Origin of the sequence: Citrobacter sp. RHBSTW-00887 (genome assembly GCF_013728095.1) — a bacterium.
GTDB lineage: Bacteria > Pseudomonadota > Gammaproteobacteria > Enterobacterales > Enterobacteriaceae > Citrobacter > Citrobacter braakii.
The window spans coordinates 291,166-305,981 of the sequence record NZ_CP056267.1; the positions used below are offsets into that span (position 1 = coordinate 291,166).

The 14,816-nt window shown below is 56.6% G+C and carries 14 protein-coding genes; 6 read left to right on the forward strand and 8 right to left on the reverse strand.

Annotation, left to right across the window (positions count from 1 at the left end):
- Window positions 1-10: 10 nt before the first annotated feature.
- Genes HV314_RS01315 through HV314_RS01325 form a run of 3 tightly spaced genes read left to right on the forward strand, consistent with a single transcriptional unit; the run spans window position 11 to window position 4,946 of the window.
- Window positions 11-1,078 (forward strand): HlyD family secretion protein, encoded by a 1,068-nt coding sequence (locus tag HV314_RS01315; RefSeq protein WP_046274495.1) that lies wholly within the window; start codon window positions 11-13, stop codon window positions 1,076-1,078.
- Window positions 1,075-3,822 carry a ribosome-associated ATPase/putative transporter RbbA gene (gene rbbA / locus HV314_RS01320; protein ID WP_046274496.1) on the forward strand — a complete coding sequence of 916 codons (2,748 nt, stop codon included), beginning with the start codon at window positions 1,075-1,077 and terminating at the stop codon, window positions 3,820-3,822. Before HV314_RS01315 ends, rbbA begins: the two co-directional genes overlap by 4 nt.
- Entirely contained in the window at window positions 3,822-4,946 is a 1,125-nt protein-coding gene (locus HV314_RS01325; protein ID WP_181547157.1) for an ABC transporter permease, read from the forward strand. The genes rbbA and HV314_RS01325 overlap by 1 nt, the downstream gene beginning before the upstream one ends.
- A gap of 79 nt (window positions 4,947-5,025) precedes the next feature.
- On the opposite strand, the gene nikR is transcribed toward HV314_RS01325, so the two are convergent.
- The gene (gene nikR / locus HV314_RS01330) at window positions 5,026-5,427 is read right to left on the reverse strand and encodes a nickel-responsive transcriptional regulator NikR (protein ID WP_005121550.1); all 402 of its coding nucleotides are present in this window, start codon (window positions 5,425-5,427) and stop codon (window positions 5,026-5,028) included.
- Between the two features lie 91 nt (window positions 5,428-5,518).
- Entirely contained in the window at window positions 5,519-6,379 is an 861-nt protein-coding gene (locus HV314_RS01335; protein ID WP_181547159.1) for a LysR family transcriptional regulator, read from the reverse strand.
- A 99-nt stretch (window positions 6,380-6,478) separates the two neighbouring features.
- Between HV314_RS01335 and HV314_RS01340 the strand changes: the two genes are divergently transcribed.
- On the forward strand, window positions 6,479-6,985 hold the full coding sequence (locus tag HV314_RS01340; RefSeq protein WP_019078109.1) for a phenolic acid decarboxylase: 507 nt from the start codon (window positions 6,479-6,481) through the stop codon (window positions 6,983-6,985).
- Here HV314_RS01340 and acpT read toward each other — a convergent pair.
- Together acpT and HV314_RS01350 are read right to left on the reverse strand one after the other, a co-directional pair.
- Window positions 6,977-7,567 (reverse strand): 4'-phosphopantetheinyl transferase AcpT, encoded by a 591-nt coding sequence (gene acpT, locus HV314_RS01345; RefSeq protein WP_047358186.1) that lies wholly within the window; start codon window positions 7,565-7,567, stop codon window positions 6,977-6,979. The two genes, HV314_RS01340 and acpT, sit on opposite strands and share 9 nt — an antisense overlap.
- Before the next feature lie 62 nt (window positions 7,568-7,629).
- Window positions 7,630-8,679: an AI-2E family transporter gene (locus HV314_RS01350; RefSeq protein ID WP_047358185.1), complete on the reverse strand. Its 1,050-nt coding sequence runs from the start codon at window positions 8,677-8,679 to the stop codon at window positions 7,630-7,632.
- A 133-nt stretch (window positions 8,680-8,812) separates the two neighbouring features.
- Here HV314_RS01350 and HV314_RS01355 point away from each other — a divergent pair, with 133 nt between their 5' ends.
- Entirely contained in the window at window positions 8,813-10,030 is a 1,218-nt protein-coding gene (locus HV314_RS01355; RefSeq protein WP_047358184.1) for an MFS transporter, read from the forward strand.
- Between the two features lie 3 nt (window positions 10,031-10,033).
- Here HV314_RS01355 and HV314_RS01360 read toward each other — a convergent pair whose 3' ends face one another.
- Together HV314_RS01360 and HV314_RS01365 are read right to left on the reverse strand one after the other, a co-directional pair.
- The gene (locus tag HV314_RS01360) at window positions 10,034-10,591 is read right to left on the reverse strand and encodes a DcrB family lipoprotein (protein WP_094761343.1); all 558 of its coding nucleotides are present in this window, start codon (window positions 10,589-10,591) and stop codon (window positions 10,034-10,036) included.
- Between the two features lie 72 nt (window positions 10,592-10,663).
- The gene (locus tag HV314_RS01365) at window positions 10,664-11,329 is read right to left on the reverse strand and encodes a 7-cyano-7-deazaguanine/7-aminomethyl-7-deazaguanine transporter (RefSeq protein WP_019078120.1); all 666 of its coding nucleotides are present in this window, start codon (window positions 11,327-11,329) and stop codon (window positions 10,664-10,666) included.
- Window positions 11,330-11,497: 168 nt separating this feature from the next.
- Here HV314_RS01365 and tusA point away from each other — a divergent pair, with 168 nt between their 5' ends.
- On the forward strand, window positions 11,498-11,743 hold the full coding sequence (gene tusA, locus HV314_RS01370; protein WP_003827551.1) for a sulfurtransferase TusA: 246 nt from the start codon (window positions 11,498-11,500) through the stop codon (window positions 11,741-11,743).
- A 46-nt stretch (window positions 11,744-11,789) separates the two neighbouring features.
- Here tusA and zntA read toward each other — a convergent pair whose 3' ends face one another.
- Both zntA and HV314_RS01380 read right to left on the reverse strand, forming a co-directional pair.
- Window positions 11,790-13,988, reverse strand: a complete 2,199-nt coding sequence (gene zntA, locus HV314_RS01375) for a Zn(II)/Cd(II)/Pb(II) translocating P-type ATPase ZntA (RefSeq protein ID WP_181547161.1) — start codon at window positions 13,986-13,988, stop codon at window positions 11,790-11,792.
- Between the two features lie 74 nt (window positions 13,989-14,062).
- Complete coding sequence (locus tag HV314_RS01380) at window positions 14,063-14,689, reverse strand: lysoplasmalogenase (protein WP_016154844.1); 627 nt, start codon at window positions 14,687-14,689, stop codon at window positions 14,063-14,065.
- Window positions 14,690-14,816 lie beyond the last annotated feature (127 nt).

Consider the following 14,816-nt stretch of genomic DNA (forward strand, 5'->3'; position numbering starts at 1 on the left):
CGGGTCGAATATGGATAAGTTTAAGCGTCATGTGATGTGGTGGGGGGCGGGCACCCTGGTCGTGGTGGCCGCGATAGCATGGTGGATGCTCCGTCCTGCCGGAATACCGGAGGGGTTCGCAGCCAGCAACGGCAGAATTGAAGCCACCGAAGTGGATATTGCTACCAAGATTGCCGGGCGAATTGACACGATCCTTGTGTCGGAAGGGCAGTTCGTTCGTCAGGGCGAGGTGTTGGCGAAAATGGATACTCGCGTGCTGCAGGAGCAGCGGCTGGAAGCGATCGCGCAAATCAAAGAGGCCGAAAGCGCGGTGGCGGCGGCGCGAGCGCTGCTGGAACAGCGGCAAAGTGAAATGCGCGCCGCGCAGTCGGTAGTAAAACAGCGCGAGGCGGAGCTGCAGTCGGTTTCTAAACGCCACGTGCGTTCCCGTTCGCTATCCCAGCGTGGGGCCGTGTCTGAGCAACAACTGGATGACGATCGGGCCGCGGCAGAAAGCGCACGTGCGGCGCTGGAATCCGCAAAGGCGCAGGTCTCAGCGGCAAAAGCCGCAATTGAAGCCGCTCGCACCAGCATCATTCAGGCGCAAACCCGCGTAGAAGCCGCGCAGGCCACCGAACGTCGTATTGCGGCTGATATTGATGACAGTGAGCTGAAAGCCCCGCGCGATGGTCGCGTGCAGTACCGCGTTGCTGAGCCGGGTGAGGTGCTTTCTGCAGGTGGGCGCGTCCTGAATATGGTCGATCTCAGCGATGTCTACATGACGTTCTTCTTGCCTACCGAACAGGCTGGCTTACTGAAGATTGGCGGCGAAGCGCGCCTGGTGCTGGATGCCGCACCGGATCTGCGTGTTCCGGCGACCATCAGCTTTGTGGCAAGCGTCGCGCAGTTCACACCGAAAACGGTCGAAACCAGCGATGAGCGGCTGAAGCTGATGTTCCGCGTTAAAGCGCGGATCCCGCCAGAGCTGTTGCAGCAGCATCTCGAGTACGTGAAAACCGGTCTGCCGGGCATGGCGTGGGTGCGTATCGATGAAAATCGAGCCTGGCCTGACGACCTGATGGTGAGGTTGCCGCAATGACGCATCTGGCGCTGGTTCCCGTTCCTCCCGTGGCGCACCTTGACGGCGTGAGTCAGCATTACGGGAAAACGGTAGCGCTGAACAATATCACGCTGGATATCCCCGCCCGCTGTATGGTGGGGCTGATTGGCCCGGATGGCGTCGGAAAATCAAGCCTGCTGTCGCTCATCTCCGGCGCGCGAGTCATTGAACACGGTAACGTGATGGTGCTGGGCGGCGATATGCGCGACCCGAAACATCGCCGGGATGTCTGCCCGCGCATTGCCTGGATGCCGCAGGGGTTGGGGAAAAACCTGTACCACACGCTGTCGGTGTATGAGAACGTCGATTTCTTTGCCCGGCTGTTTGGCCATGACAAAGCGGAGCGCGAAGCGCGGATTACCGAGCTGCTGAACAGCACCGGACTGGCGCCGTTTCGCGATCGTCCGGCCGGGAAACTCTCGGGTGGGATGAAGCAAAAGCTGGGGCTGTGCTGCGCGTTAATCCATGACCCGGAACTGTTAATTCTCGATGAACCTACCACCGGGGTCGACCCGCTGTCCCGCGCCCAGTTCTGGGATCTGATTAACAGCATTCGCCAGCGGCAGACCAACATGAGCGTGCTGGTTGCGACCGCCTACATGGAAGAAGCCGAGCGCTTTGACTGGCTGGTGGCGATGAACGCCGGGGAGGTGCTGGCCACCGGGAGCGCGCAGCAGCTACGCGAAAAAACCAACTCCGACACGCTGGAGCAGGCGTTTATCGCGCTGTTACCCGAAGCCCAGCGCCAGGCGCATAAGCCAGTGGTGATCCCGCCGTATCACGCTGAGCAGGAAGAGATTGCCATCGAGGCGAAAGATCTGACCATGCGCTTCGGCAAGTTCGTGGCCGTTGACCACGTAAACTTTCGTATTCCGCGCGGGGAAATCTTCGGTTTTCTCGGCTCCAACGGCTGCGGTAAATCCACTACCATGAAAATGCTCACCGGGCTGCTACCCGCAAGTGAAGGTGAGGCGTGGCTGTTTGGGCAAGCGGTTGACCCGAAGAATATCGATACCCGTCGCCGGGTAGGCTATATGTCGCAGGCGTTTTCGCTCTACAGCGAGCTGACCGTACGGCAAAACCTCGAGCTACACGCGCGGTTGTTCCATATCCCCGAAGCAGAAATCCCGGGGCGGGTACAAGAAATGAGTGAGCGCTTTTCGCTGACCGATGTCGAAGACGCGTTGCCTGGCGCGCTGCCGTTGGGGATCCGTCAACGCCTGTCGCTGGCGGTGGCGGTGATCCATCGCCCGGAGATGCTCATTCTCGATGAACCAACCTCCGGGGTCGATCCGGTGGCGAGAGACATGTTCTGGCAACTGATGGTCGATCTGTCGCGTCAGGATAAAGTGACCATTTTTATCTCCACCCATTTTATGAACGAAGCGGAGCGCTGCGACCGCATGTCGCTGATGCACGCCGGAAAAGTCCTGGCCAGCGGTACGCCGCAGGAGCTGGTGAAACAGCGTGGTGCCGCCAGTCTGGAAGAAGCGTTTATCTCCTGGTTACAGGAAGCGGCAGGTCCGGCGCCGGAGGCTCAGTTACCGCCAGCCAATGTCCCGGCAGTGCATGAAAACAGTCAGCCGCCGCACCAGGGATTTAGCCTGCGGCGCTTGTTCAGCTACAGCCGCCGCGAAGCGCTGGAGCTGCGACGTGACCCGGTACGTTCAACGCTGGCGCTGATGGGCACGGTGATCCTGATGCTGATCATGGGCTACGGCATCAGCATGGATGTGGAAAACCTGCGTTTTTCGGTGCTCGATCGTGACCAGACAGTCAGCAGCCAGGCGTGGACGCTGAATCTGGCGGGATCGCGCTATTTTATCGAGCAGCCGCCGCTCACCAGTTATGACGAGCTGGACAAACGGATGCGCTCGGGCGAAGTCGCGGTAGCCATAGAGATCCCGCCAAATTTTGGCCGCGATATCGCGCGTGGAACGCCGGTGAAGATTGGCGTCTGGGTCGATGGCGCAATGCCGAGCCGTGCGGAAACGGTCAGAGGCTACGTGCAGGCGATGCATCAGACCTGGCTGCAGGATGTGATGGCGCGTCAGCCAAATACCAGCGGGCAAAACGGATTGATGACCATTGAAACTCGCTATCGTTACAACCCGGATGTGAAAAGCCTGCCAGCGATTGTTCCGGCGGTGATCCCGCTGCTGTTGATGATGATCCCCTCCATGCTCAGCGCTCTGAGCGTGGTGCGTGAGAAAGAGCTGGGGTCGATTATCAACCTGTACGTGACGCCCACTACCCGCAGCGAGTTTTTACTCGGCAAACAGTTGCCTTACATCGTGCTGGGCATGCTGAACTTCCTGCTGCTGTGCGCGCTGTCGGTGTTTGTATTCGGCGTCCCGCATAAGGGGAGTTTTTTGACCCTGACGCTGGCCGCGCTGCTGTACGTCACCATTGCCACCGGGCTGGGATTGTTAATTTCCACGTTTATGAAAAGTCAGATCGCCGCCATTTTTGGTACGGCGATTATTACGCTGATCCCGGCGACGCAGTTTTCCGGGATGATCGACCCGGTCGCCTCGCTGGAAGGGCCGGGACGGTGGATTGGCGAAATTTACCCGACCAGCCATTTTCTGACCATCGCGCGCGGGACGTTCTCTAAAGCGCTGGATCTGACCGATCTCTGGCCGCTGTTTATTCCGCTGGCGGTAGCCATTCCAGTGGTCATTGGTCTGAGCGTATTGCTGCTGAAAAAACAGGAGGGGTGATGCGCCGATTACGGAATATTTATAACCTCGGCATCAAAGAGTTACGCAGCCTGCTGGGTGACAAAGCGATGCTGACGCTGATCGTCTTCGCCTTCACGGTCTCGGTTTACTCTTCTGCGACCGTTCTGCCAGGGTCGCTGCACCTGGCGCCGATTGCCATTGCCGATATGGACCAGTCTCAGTTGTCGAATCGCATTGTGAACAGTTTTTATCGTCCGTGGTTTTTACCGCCGGAGATGATTACCGCCGATGAGATGGATGCCGGGCTGGATGCCGGGCGCTATACCTTCGCCGTGAACATTCCGCCTGATTTTCAGCGCGATGTACTGGCCGGGCGGCAGCCGGATATTCAGGTTAACGTCGATGCCACGCGGATGAGCCAGGCCTTTACCGGCAACAGCTATATCCAGAATATCATCAGTGGCGAGGTGAACAGCTTTGTGTCGCGTTACCGCGATAACAGCGAGCTGCCGGTGGCGCTGGAAATGCGTATGCGCTTTAACCCTAATCTGGAACCCGCCCGCTTTGGCGCGGTGATGGCGATTATCAACAACATCACCATGCTGGCGATTGTGCTTACCGGGTCGGCGCTGATTCGCGAGCGTGAGCACGGGACCATTGAGCACCTGCTGGTGATGCCGGTGACGCCATTTGAAATCATGATGGCAAAAATCTGGTCGATGGGGCTGGTGGTGCTGGTGGTTTCCGGTCTGTCGTTGATGCTGATGGTAAAAGGTGTGCTTGGCGTACCGATTGAAGGCTCGATACCGCTGTTTATGCTGGGAGTGGCGCTGAGCCTGTTCGCCACCACGTCAATCGGCATTTTTATGGGCACGCTGGCGCGCTCCATGCCACAACTGGGGTTGCTGATGATTCTGGTACTGCTGCCGTTACAGATGCTCTCCGGCGGCTCTACACCGCGTGAAAGCATGCCGCAGGCGGTGCAGGACATTATGCTGACGATGCCGACTACCCATTTTGTTAGCCTTGCGCAGGCGATTCTTTACCGCGGCGCAGGGTTTAACATTGTCTGGCCGCAGTTCCTGACGCTGCTGGCGATTGGCAGTTCGTTCTTCGTGATAGCGCTGCTGCGTTTCAGAAAGACGATTGGCACGATGGCGTAAATATTATTGCCGGGTGGCGGCTGCGCCTTATCCGGCCTACAAACGGGAATGAATGTAGGCCGGGCAACAAAACAAGCAATTACTCTTCTTTCGGCAGGCACTGCAGATGACCGTGGCGCACGCCGCGCTGGGAAATCACGTCATCGGCAAAATGCTGCACATCGCCCATGTCACCTTTTAGCACAGCGATTTCCAGACAGTCGTCATGGTTGATGTGCACGTGCAGCGTGGCGACTGATAAATCGTGGTGGTGATGTTGGGTGGAAACAATACGGCTCGCCAGGTCACGCTTCTCATGCTCATAAACATACGAGAGCACTGCGAATCCCTGAGTGCCGTGCTCCTGGGTGGTTTCCTGCGCCAGTGCGCCGCGCAGAATATCGCGGATCGCTTCGGAACGGTTGTTATAGCCACGGCGCTGGCTCAAGCTGTCGAGCGTTTCCAGTAAATCGTCATCGAGGGTAATGGTGACTCGTTGCATCTGCAATTAACCTTTCATGTGGCGCGTGGGCGCACAGGGAGTAAGGGGAATAGCGTATTTTGTAACACACGTCCGGCATCCGGGGAAAAGGTTAATGCTCTCGCAATAAACGCAGCAGGGTTGTTACCTGTTCATCCAGCGGCGCGAGCGTGTCTTTGACGATCAGATGCATCGGGGTGGCACGGCGAGCGCCATGGCTTAACGGCAGCGGTCGTAATAGCCCCTGCTCAAGCTGCTGCTGAATTCGCTCCTCAGGCAACCAGCCGTAACCGACCTGATACATCACCGCCTCAATCGCGGCATCAATGGTCGAGAAGGTCCAGGCATCGCGCACCGCTTGCTGCGGGTTGTCGCGATCGGCAATGCGAATCAGCGGCCACGCGCGTAACGCGTCTTCATCCAGCGGCGCATCCAGCATGCAGAGCGGGTGATCGCGGTGGGCAACGGCCACGAAGTCAATATTCATCAGCCATTCGCCGCGTCCGGTGATATCCTGGCGTCGGGTCAGGACCATCACGTCCGCATCGGCATGCGCTGCCAGTCGATCGTCAGCATTCTCCAGTACTTCGGTCAAACGTACCTGCGTCTGCGGCCACGCCTGCTGAAACTGCTTGAGGATCGCGAACAGGCGTTTGCGTGGGAAGATGCTATCTACCATGAAATCCAGCCGCGTTCGCGTGCCGTTTTGCAACGTTGCTGCCCGGGTTTCCACCCATAAAAAGGCCTTCAGTAACGGTTTGACCTGGCCCAGCAGTAGCTCCCCCGCAGGGGTTAATACCGCCCTGCGACCTTCCGGCGTCAGCAGCGTCACGCCAAGCCGCTCCTGCAGTAGCGCCAGATTGTAGCTCACCGAAGACTGGCTACGGTTGGCCTCTTCCGCAGCTTTCGCAAAGCTGCCCAGCTCCACGACTTTCTCCAGTAAGGCCCATTGCTCCAGCGTTGTCTTGTGCATAACTCATCTAAAAATTGAATGAATATGATGTAAACATAGCGTTATTCATCCAATTTTTGAAGCGGTAAGATCCTCGCATCAAGTAAGAGGAGAAAGAATATGAGCACTTTTGATAAACATGATTTGAGCGGCTTTGTCGGCAAACATCTGGTCTATACCTACGATAATGGCTGGAATTACGAGATCTACGTGAAAAACGACACCACTCTGGATTACCGTATTCACAGCGGCATTGTGGGGAATCGTTGGGTGAAGGATCAGCGGGCGTACATTGTGCGGGTTGGCGAGAGTGTTTATAAAATTTCATGGACCGAACCGACCGGGACCGACGTCAGCCTGATCGTAAATCTGGGCGACAAACTCTTTCACGGCACCATCTTTTTCCCACGCTGGGTGATTAACAATCCGCAAAAAACGGTCTGTTTCCAGAATGACCATATTCCGCTGATGATGTCATATCGCGATGCGGGGCCGGCATATCCAACTGAGGTGATTGACGAGTTTGCGACCATCACCTTCGTGCGTGACTGTGGGGCGAATAATGACAGCGTTATTGCCTGTGCGGCCAATGAATTGCCGGAAAACTTCCCGGAAAATTTACGCTAAGGCTTCCAGACGCTGCACGGCGTCGGCGGTCAGGGTAAACGGCGTGGGGGTACACACCGCCAGGCTCAGGGTATCGAGCTGGCACTGGCTGACTGAGAGTGAGGAGGTTAGCGCGGTGCTGTCGACACTGACAATTTGCCAGGCGCTGCCGCCACGCTGTTTCACGATAGCTTCTTTACGCGTCCAGATGCGCCAGAACGCCGCCAGCTGTTGCTCCGGGTGTTCGGCCTCAACTTCGGCATGTTCCCTGAGACTGAACACCGTATTTGCCAGCGTCTGCCAGTTATCGCGCGGGCGAACGACTTCAATATCACAGCCGACTTCCCCTTCGTCGCTGAGCAGCAGGGCAATATCATCACCGCTGTGGCTGAGATTGAACCACAGCGGTGTGTCGGCGGAAAAGGCCGGTTTTCCTTGCTCGCTGTAGATGATGTCCGGTAATGGCGAAAGAGTATGGGAAAGCAGCACGCGACCTGCCAGCCAGCGCGCACGACGAGCGCCTTGCGGGGCCTGCTCACGCAATGCGGCAGGCAGTGCGCCAGCGCTTAAAACAGAAACTTTCCCAAGAACGATCCGGTACATATCAGGGCTAACCTTTAGTAATAATGGGGTTGTTTACCATTCTATACATGCTGTTTGCAAGTTTATCCAGGTAATCGGGTTTTGGGCCTGCCGGGTCCCAGCAAAATTGCCAGTTTGCTACCGCCTGTGGTGGTTTCCATCCAGATTTTACACACGCTGGTTAACGGCACGGAGAGCAGCATACCTACCGGACCAAGCAGCCATCCCCACACCAACAGAGAGAGAAACACGATTAGCGTCGATAATCCCAGCCGGTGCCCCATCATGCGGGGCTCGAGGATGTTGCCAATTACCATATGCACCACCAGAAACAGCGCCCCAACCAGCACACATTCGTAAACGCCGTTGAACAGCAGCGCCTGGATCATGGGTGGAACGGCGGAAATGACCGAGCCAATGTTGGGCACGTAGTTTAGCAGGAATGCCAGCACACCCCACATCAGAGCAAACTGAATCCCCATTAGCGCCAGTCCGAGCCAGACAATGGCGCCGGTCCATAAGCTGAGCAATGTTTTCAGCGCCAGATAGTGAGATACACCTTTCAGCGCCCGATGGAGCCCCGCAATATGGATTTGGGGGTTGTTCAGCGCAAAGCGCAGCTTATAGGGGACATGACGCACCTCAAACAACATAAAGACCACCGTCATCACCAGCAGAACGACGCTGGCCATGGCACCGGAAAGACTTGTCATCAGCGTAGTTGTGAAGGTCATCAGCTTGTCGGAATCCATACGTTGCAGCATGCGCTCCGGGGACATATGCAGATTCAGAAAAGGCACCATCTCTTGCAGATACAGAACCTTGCGCGTCAGCTCCTTGTTGTATTTTGGCAGCATGGCCATGAATTCAGTAATGGATGACGCCAGAACACCGATTAACGCCGTAAGAACGATCAGCATCACCACCACGACTAACGTTATCGCGACCGGCCGACGTACACCCCGGCGAATAAACCAGGTGACCAGCGGATTCAATACAATGGCAAAAAAAAGGGCCAGCAGAAGCTGTACGATGATATCCGCCGCGGCATGAATACCCGCGAGGATCACCACCAGAGCGGCCAGTTTGAGCAGAATGTGCAAACCCGTTTTATCGGGCTGGGCGGTTGTCATGTCGTCTTCCTGTTTGCGTTTTTGCATTAAGTGTAGCGGCTGGCTTGCGACTGATATTCCTAAACTGACTACTGATTTCTGCCCGGCAACATGGTAGAAATGAAACACTGTTGTGAAAACGTGGTGATCCTCCATGCCCGAACCCGTCGCTGAACCGACGCTTAGCGGTTTACGCCTTAATCTGCGTATTGTCTCTGTGGTGATGTTTAACTTCGCCAGCTACCTGACCATTGGTCTGCCGCTCGCTGTATTGCCAGGCTATGTCCATGATGTGATGGGATTTAGCGCTTTTTGGGCAGGGCTGGTCATCAGCCTGCAATATTTCGCTACGCTGCTGAGCCGTCCACATGCCGGTCGCTATGCCGACCTGCTGGGGCCAAAGAAGATTGTGGTATTCGGACTGTGTGGCTGTTTTTTAAGTGGTCTGGGCTACTTCCTGGCGGGCTTCACGAATGGCTGGCCGCTGGCCAGCCTGCTGCTGTTATGCCTGGGGCGCGTGATTCTAGGGATCGGACAAAGCTTTGCCGGGACTGGCTCTACGCTGTGGGGGGTTGGGGTCGTTGGTTCAATGCACATCGGACGGGTGATTTCGTGGAACGGCATCGTGACCTATGGCGCGATGGCGATAGGCGCTCCGCTGGGCGTTCTGTTTTATGCCTGGGGTGGCTTACAGGGACTGGCGCTGACCGTGATGGGCGTGGCGCTGTTGGCAATACTGCTGGCGCTCCCTCGTCCGGCGGTGAAGGCCAGCAAAGGCAAACCGTTGCCGTTTCGCGCGGTGCTTGGGCGTGTCTGGTTGTACGGCATGGCGCTGGCCCTGGCCTCAGCCGGATTTGGCGTGATCGCCACTTTCATTACCCTGTTTTATGATGCCAAAGGCTGGGACGGTGCCGCTTTCGCGCTGACGCTTTTTAGCTGCACGTTTGTGGGGACCCGCTTGTTATTCCCAAATGGTATCAACCGTTTAGGTGGACTAAATGTGGCGATGATCTGCTTTAGCGTCGAGATTGTTGGGTTGCTGCTGGTGGGGATGGCTTCCATGCCGTGGATGGCGAAAAGCGGCGTCCTGCTGGCCGGTGCAGGGTTCTCGCTGGTGTTCCCGGCGCTGGGCGTGGTGGCGGTAAAAGCCGTCCCGCAGCAAAATCAGGGCGCTGCGCTGGCGACGTATACGGTGTTTATGGATTTATCACTGGGAGTTACGGGGCCGCTGGCCGGGCTGGTCATGACGTGGGCGGGCGTGCCGGTTATCTATCTGGCGGCGGCAGGGTTGGTGGCGGTGGCGTTATTGCTGACCTGGCGATTAAAAAAACGGCCTCAGGTGGTGTCACCGGAGGCCGAGTCATCGTCTTAACCGTTACTGGATAACCAGCGTGTTAATGATGTTTTCTGCGGTAGTCTGCGCTTTTTGCTGATCGTCAGCAGGCAGCGTGATTTGCAGAGTCAGCAGTTGGTTATCGACTTTACCCAACACCACGGAAGAGTAAGCGGTCTGGCCTTTGGCCGAGATGATGCTGTCTAACTGCTGCAGCGTGTGGCCTTTCAGCTCAATAGATTTATTGGTGACGACCTGCAACTGCGGGTCGCGGCTACGCTGCTGATCTTCCAGGCGTTTTGCCAGCACAGCCAGGTCTTCGTTGGTATTGTCGCCAACAATCACAATCACCGCTTTCTGGCCGGTTGCGTCAGAATAAACGTGCATATTGTTCGCCTGGGTGCCCAGTTTGCCGCTCTGATCGGTCATATCCGCTGGCAGGGAAAAACTGAGTTTACCGTCCAACAGGCTGACCGGTTGTCCGGTGGCGCTACTTTCTGCGGCAGGACCCTCTGCTGGCGCTTTTGTATCGCTATTATCACAGGCCGCAAGCCCCATAACCAGCAGGCCAATACCGACATATTTAACCAGATTGCGCATTGACTTCTTCCTTTCGATAAACGGCCATAACGGCTCATTCGTCCATCTTATCACAACTCGGAAAATGAACCTTTAACTCGTCTGCAATGCAGAGATTTCGGATTTATCTGCCAGCCTTTTCAGTAACATATTCAGCAGCACGCCGTACATCGGCAGGAAGAAAATAATGCTGATCAGCACTTTGAAGCAGTAGTCGACCAGCGCGATTTCCATCCAGTGCTCGGCCATAAAGGCATCTGGGCTGCGCCAGAAAGCGATAAAGAAGAAGGCTAACGTATCGCTGATGTTGCCAAACAGCGTCGAAGCCGTTGGCGCCAGCCACCAGCGACGGTTCTGACGTAGGCGGTTAAAGACATGCACATCCAGAATTTGACCCAACGCGTAAGCCATAAAGCTGGCGGCGGCGATACGGGCGACAAACAGATTAAAGTGCAGCAGTGCGCCGAATCCCTGCCACGATCCCATATAGAACAGTGATGAAACGACATAGGAGATCAGCAGCGCGGGGATCATTACCGCAAAGATGATACGTCGTGCCAACGGTGCGCCAAAAATACGCACGGTCAGATCGGTCGCGAGGAAAATAAACGGAAAGCTGAAAGCGCCCCATGTGGTATGGAAACCAAAAATGGAGATCGGTAGCTGCACCAGATAGTTGCTGGAGGTGATCACCAGCAGATGAAATAGCGATAGCCAAAACAACGCTTTTACGCGTTGAGATTGTGTAAACGGAGTCATATTGTGACCTTTTTGTTGGATGGGGTGAGGGAACCCAATAAAAAACCGTCGCATGATACTGCTTTAAGAGCACATTGCAATGGTTGTTTTTCACGCAATCGTTAACCTGATTGGCTTACGCCACAACAGAGCGTAAAATAACGCCGTTTTTGAATGAACGAGACTACGATGAGCGATCTGTTTACCTCTCCCGACCATACTCTTGATGCCCAAGGGCTGCGCTGCCCGGAACCCGTAATGATGGTGCGTAAAACCGTGCGCGGCATGCAGGCGGGTGAAACGCTGCTGATTGTCGCCGACGATCCGGCGACAACCCGTGACATTCCCGGCTTCTGTACCTTTATGGAGCATGAGCTGGTAGCAAAAGAGACCGACTCTCTGCCGTACCGCTATCTGGTGCGCAAAGGCCAGTAATCTCAGCCGGATGGCGCTAATGCAACTCCCGTCCGGCACAGACGCATTATCCTTTACGTAGTAACCGCAGCGCGTTAGCGGTCACCAGTACCGTCGCACCCGTATCTGCCAGCACCGCCAGCCACAGTCCGGTTATCCCGAGCAGCGTGGTGACGAGGAAAATCCCCTTCAGGCCTAGCGCAATCGCAATGTTCTGGCGAATATTGGCGTGGGTGGCGCGGGCTAACTGAATCATTTGCACCAGACCACGCAGGCGGTTGTGGGTCAGGGCGGCATCGGCGGTTTCCAGGGCGACATCGGTCCCGCTTCCCATCGCAATGCCAATGGTGGCTGCTTTCATTGCCGGAGCGTCGTTGATGCCGTCGCCGACCATCGCCAGCGGCGACTGTTGGTTAAGATGAGTAACGGCCTGTACTTTATCTTCCGGTAATAGACCCGCTTTGAATTCGAGACCCAATTCACTGGCAATAGCTGCCGCCGCTCGCGGGTTATCACCCGTCAGGATCACCCCTTTCACACCAATCTGATTAAGCTCGCTGATGGCGCTACGGGCGTCGTCGCGCAGCGTGTCCTGTAAGGCCAGCACGCCAAGAACGGCATCGCTACGCAGCACCAGCACCACCGTTTGACCCGCGCTTTCCAGCTCGCTTATCTGCCCGGCAAAAGCATCGGCAGGCTGCTTACCGGCGGCGCAAATCAGCACGCGTTCGCCGTTGACCAGTGCTTCAATGCCAGAGCCAACCAGCGCCCGCTGATTTTTTGCGACAGGGATAGTCAGTTCGCGCGTTTGGGCTTCCCGAACAATCGCCTGCGCCAGCGGGTGCGTCGCGCCTTGCTCTACTGCTGCCGCCAGCGCCAGCAGTTCTGCCTCGCCAATACCGCTTGCCGGGTGAATCGCCGTGACGCGCGGTTTACCGATGGTCAGGGTGCCGGTTTTATCAAACGCGACCTGCGTTACCCTACCCAACTGCTCCAGCGCGGCCCCGCCTTTGATTAACGCGCCACGACGCGCCGCGGCGGCAAGGCCAGAGGTAATGGCTGCGGGTGTGGAAATCACCAGCGCACATGGGCAGCCAATCAGCAGCAGCGTCAGCCCTTTATAAATCCACTCCTGCCAGGATGCGGCAAACAGCAGCGGTGGTACAAGGGTGACCAACAACGCAACCGCCATAATGGCTGGGGTGTAAATCCGGCTGAAACGGTCAATAAAGCGCTCAATGGGGGCGCGGCGTTCTTCCGCTTCTTCAATCAATTTCAGAATACGGTCAATGGCGCTGGCACCCGGTTCGGAGAGTACTTCCAGCGTTACCAGACGGTCCACGCTGGTGGCACCCGCCGGGACTTTCTCACCGGTGGCGCGCTCAACCGGTATCGATTCGCCGGTCAGGGCGCTTTCATCAAAGCTGGCAAACCCGGAGACCAGCTTGCCATCGGCAGGTAAACGCCCACCCGCGGCAACCTCGATAACATCGCCTGGCTGGAGAGTATTGATAGCAACCTCTTCGCGCTCGCCGTTACGCAGGCGCGTGGCGGTTTCCGGCTTGAGCGCCATCAGTGCGCTGACCCCTTTACGGGCGCGGCTGGCGGCCCATCCTTCCAGGCGTTCGCCAATTAAAAACAGCAGCAGCACCATGGCGGCTTCTGCCGTCGCGCCGATAAACAGTGCGCCAATGGCGGCCACGCTCATCAACGTTTCAATGGCAAAGTAGCTGCCGGTTTTCATCAGACGCAGGGCCTGACGGGCAATGGGATACAGACCTACCAGCGTGGTGGCGATAAATGCTATCTGGCCAAAGGGGTGATTGAACTGCTCCAGCCCCCAGCTAATCGCCATCATGATAATCAGCGAAATCAGCGGCAGGTTCTCTTTAAACCGCGACTCGGGGGCGGCGTCTGGCGCTTGCTCATCGCGCAGGGTATAGCCTGCCTTTTGCACTGCGCTTTCAACTTGCAGGCGGATATCGGAACCCGCGTCGACTACCAGTTTTTCGGTGGCGAACAGAACCTGGACCTGGTTGACGCCGTTGACCTGGCGGACCGCATTCTCCACTTTTCGGGCGCAGGCTGCACAGTCCATGCCTGCCACTTTCCAGGAGTAGCGGGTACCCATTACGGTACCGGATACGGGTGGTGGGGTGGAGCAACTTCCTTCGCAGCAGCAGTCGTCAGCCTTTTGTGGCGCAGGCGCTAGCTTGAAAGAAGAAAATTGTGGGGCTTTTTTGCCACTGGAATCGGGTGTCGACATGGCATCCTCCGGTTGATAATCATTTCATATTAACCGGAGGATACACTCTGGAGTCGACTCCAGAGTCAAGCGTTTTAAAGATACAACGAACGAACAATCAGGAAATGTCCGGCGAAGTAGCAGGCGGCAGCAATTGCGTTATCGGCGCGAAAGCGGCGACGGTAATGGCTACCCAGCCAGACAATGTTGCCGATGAACAGGAGTGATGCGCCCATAAAAGCCGACAGCGCCGGAGCGGTAGGGCGGAAGAACCACAGCTCACCAGCCATCCAGACCATCATCAGCGTGATACCAATAAAGGTACAGATAGCGATGCGTAGCTCTTCCAGACGTGTCCAGATCACGGCAATCAGCAACGCCCCCAGCACCACCAGCACCAACGGCAAAGGCCAGAAGAACGACAGCGTCATTTGGCTGGCGAAGTAAATGGTATACAGCAGATGCGACAGGAAGAATGCCCCCACGGCATACAAAAGGCGTTGGCGCGGTAACAGCGTCAGCGCATCGCCCAGCAGCGAGGCAAGCAGGCCAGCCAGCACCAGATAGCTGACAGCATTAAACATTGGCGCCTGCCATGCCAGCAGCGCCAGCAGGAGTAAGGTTAGGGGTTTAAAGACCCAGCGTTGCCAGGCGGGCCCACGATAGGAAGCATCCACGAACAACCATGCGGAAAGGCAGACAGCGATAAACGACCAAAGCATCTTAGTTCCTTGAATTCGTTATTTTTTCGTAAGCGGGGTGCTCACGGCTCTACTGTTCAGTGTAGAGGTCGACACTGCCAGATGACAACACCATAACAGGCAATGTATGCTTATTTCCGCATTTTCT

Excerpts from the sequence above, each read along its gene's own strand:
- HV314_RS01315 (WP_046274495.1), top strand. The coding sequence starts at position 11 with ATGGATAAGTTTAAGCGTCATGTGATGTGGTGGGGGGCGGGCACCCTG.
- rbbA (WP_046274496.1), top strand. The coding sequence starts at position 1,075 with ATGACGCATCTGGCGCTGGTTCCCGTTCCTCCCGTGGCGCACCTTGAC.
- HV314_RS01325 (WP_181547157.1), top strand. The coding sequence starts at position 3,822 with ATGCGCCGATTACGGAATATTTATAACCTCGGCATCAAAGAGTTACGC.
- nikR (WP_005121550.1), bottom strand. The coding sequence starts at position 5,427 with ATGCAACGAGTCACCATTACCCTCGATGACGATTTACTGGAAACGCTC.
- HV314_RS01335 (WP_181547159.1), bottom strand. The coding sequence starts at position 6,379 with ATGCACAAGACAACGCTGGAGCAATGGGCCTTACTGGAGAAAGTCGTG.
- HV314_RS01340 (WP_019078109.1), top strand. The coding sequence starts at position 6,479 with ATGAGCACTTTTGATAAACATGATTTGAGCGGCTTTGTCGGCAAACAT.
- acpT (WP_047358186.1), bottom strand. The coding sequence starts at position 7,567 with ATGTACCGGATCGTTCTTGGGAAAGTTTCTGTTTTAAGCGCTGGCGCA.
- HV314_RS01350 (WP_047358185.1), bottom strand. The coding sequence starts at position 8,679 with ATGACAACCGCCCAGCCCGATAAAACGGGTTTGCACATTCTGCTCAAA.
- HV314_RS01355 (WP_047358184.1), top strand. The coding sequence starts at position 8,813 with ATGCCCGAACCCGTCGCTGAACCGACGCTTAGCGGTTTACGCCTTAAT.
- HV314_RS01360 (WP_094761343.1), bottom strand. The coding sequence starts at position 10,591 with ATGCGCAATCTGGTTAAATATGTCGGTATTGGCCTGCTGGTTATGGGG.
- HV314_RS01365 (WP_019078120.1), bottom strand. The coding sequence starts at position 11,329 with ATGACTCCGTTTACACAATCTCAACGCGTAAAAGCGTTGTTTTGGCTA.
- tusA (WP_003827551.1), top strand. The coding sequence starts at position 11,498 with ATGAGCGATCTGTTTACCTCTCCCGACCATACTCTTGATGCCCAAGGG.
- zntA (WP_181547161.1), bottom strand. The coding sequence starts at position 13,988 with ATGTCGACACCCGATTCCAGTGGCAAAAAAGCCCCACAATTTTCTTCT.
- HV314_RS01380 (WP_016154844.1), bottom strand. The coding sequence starts at position 14,689 with ATGCTTTGGTCGTTTATCGCTGTCTGCCTTTCCGCATGGTTGTTCGTG.